Raw genomic sequence first — 2192 nt, forward strand, 5'->3', positions numbered from 1 at the left:
GGGGCCAGAGAATTCAAAGGTGACCAAGCGATGGCGGTTGAACTCAGGACTCAAGTCGCGCTCCAGGGCCGTTCTCGCGTCAGGATGATCGTGGGATGAGACGGCGCGACATCCTCACGTTGCTCGGCGGCGCAACGGTATGGGCGCTCCCGTCGCACGCACAGCCGCAGCCGACGCCGGTCATCGGGTATCTCGGCCCCGAGTCGCCAGGGCCTTTTGCCAGTCGCCTGAAGGCTTTCCACGAAGGCCTTGCCGAAGCCGGTTACGTCGAAGGTCGCAATGTCGCGATCGACTATCGGTGGGCGGAAGGTCGCTACGATCAATTGCCCTCTCTCGCCGCCGAACTTGTCGCTCGGAAAGTTGCCGTGATTGCGGCTCCTGGCGGCGCTCCCGTAGCGCTTGCGGCAAAATCGGCGACCAAGACCATCACGATCGTTTTCGAGATGGGTGGCGATCCGGTGGCATTGGGGGTGGTGGACAGCCTGTCGCGTCCGGGTGGCAATCTCACCGGGGTTTCGAGCTTGAGCGTAGAAGTCTCCGGTAAGCGGCTGGAGTTCATGCATGATTTACTACCGGCCGCCGCTGTATTCGCGGTCGTCATCAACCCGACCAGCCCCACCGTCGCAACGCAGTTGAAGAATCTCCACGCGGCGGCCGATGCGCTCGGCGTGCGGCTTCATGTTCTCAATGCCAGCACCGAACAGGAATTCGAGGCGGTGTTCGCAGCTCTTCCACAGTTGCAGGCGCGCGGATTGGTGTTCACCTCTGACCCCTACTTTGCCAACCGCAGCCAGCAGCTTGCTGCGCTTGCCGTTCGTCATGCCATGCCGGCGATCACCCAATCTCGCGACTTTGCCATTGCGGGTGGCCTGATGAGTTACGGAGGGGATTTTACGCAATCGCATCGTCGCGCCGGCATCTATGTTGGACGAATTCTCAATGGCGAGAAGCCGTCGAACCTCCCGGTCCAGCTCGTTACAAAAGTCGAGCTTTTCGCCAACCTGAAAGCGGCTCAAGCACTGGGCGTTGCTTTCCCACCATCACTGATCAGCGGCGCCGACGTCGTTATCGAATGAATCGATTTTGCGAAAGATCAGACTGAGATTGTTCGCAGGCATTGGGATGTGCTCGACAAGCTTCAATCCATGCCGATCCGCCAATTTCGTCATATCCGCTAGATCACGAACGCCCCATTCCGGATTGCGCCTTCTGAGATCTAAATCGAAGCGTTCATTGCTTGGCGCGGTGTGGATGCCATTCTCTTTGTAGGCACCGTAGAGGTAGATCAAGCCGTCCCGCGATAGCACGCGCCCTGCCCCGGCCATCAATCCCTGTGTCGCGCGCCAGGGGGTGATGTGAACCATGTTGATGGCCACGATGGCGTCCGCATGAAGAACGGGCCAATCCACGCCGGCCGCATCGAGCACGAGGGGTGGGAGAAGATTGGGCAGACCGGATCGTGACCTGTAGGCTGTGACGCTGCTCAGAGCCTGCTCGTCCTGATCGGTGGGTTGCCAGGTCAGTTGTGGAAGGGCGGCGGCAAAATGGACCGCGTGCTCACCCGTTCCGCTGGCGATCTCCAGGACAAAGCCGTCTTTTGGAAGCACGCGCCGAAGGACGGCAAGGATCGGATCTCGGTTGCGCGCAACGGAGGGCGACGTCAGGGCTACACTGGGGTCTGATGTTCTCGCCATTGGGAAACCTTCACTGAAGCTCGTGCCTCCACACCCACATCACGAAACACGATTTTCGGGAACCTTCTTGCGTCCGCATTCTCCAATGAGTTGAAGCCCAGGATCTGGATCACGGGGCTTAGCGACAACGGAGATACCACCATGAGAAAACTACCCTTCGCCCTCGCTACCCTCCTCATCGGATGCGTTCCGGCCTTCGCCGAAGACGCGCCGGCCAGTATCGCCAAATCTCCCCCCAAGGCTCCCTACCAGCAAGTGAGCAAACTGGTAAAACTGCCTGATTTTCTGCCGGGGATGGGACAGCTGTTCGTCGATCCCACGACGCTTCCAGCGGGCCCATTCCTGGCCTACGATCATGATGGTCGGCTTGTCAGCACGATCTACATGGTCCCGGTCGAGGACCTGAACCCCAAGAAGCGCTTCGACGACCTGGCGGCTCCGGGCGGCAACGTCGACCACGTCGACATCTACTTCAATGCCGGTCACCCAGGCGTCGAG

General features: G+C 60.0%; 3 protein-coding genes. 2 read left to right on the forward strand and 1 reads right to left on the reverse strand.

What is annotated here, in order from left to right:
* Positions 1-95: 95 nt before the first annotated feature.
* On the forward strand, positions 96-1076 hold the full coding sequence (locus tag AC1DT3_RS18730) for an ABC transporter substrate-binding protein (RefSeq protein ID WP_477466729.1): 981 nt from the start codon (positions 96-98) through the stop codon (positions 1074-1076).
* On the opposite strand, the gene AC1DT3_RS18735 is transcribed toward AC1DT3_RS18730, so the two are convergent.
* Positions 1041-1694, reverse strand: coding sequence for a DUF938 domain-containing protein (locus AC1DT3_RS18735; protein ID WP_477466730.1), 654 nt, complete (start codon positions 1692-1694; stop codon positions 1041-1043). The genes AC1DT3_RS18730 and AC1DT3_RS18735 overlap by 36 nt on opposite strands.
* Before the next feature lie 141 nt (positions 1695-1835).
* On the opposite strand from AC1DT3_RS18735, the gene AC1DT3_RS18740 reads away from it, so the two are divergent.
* Positions 1836-2192, forward strand: a 357-nt coding sequence (locus AC1DT3_RS18740; RefSeq protein WP_477466731.1) for a DUF5602 domain-containing protein, incomplete at its 3' end; no start/stop codon positions are given.

The sequence above is a fragment of the Microvirga sp. P4_G7 genome, from assembly GCF_056401005.1.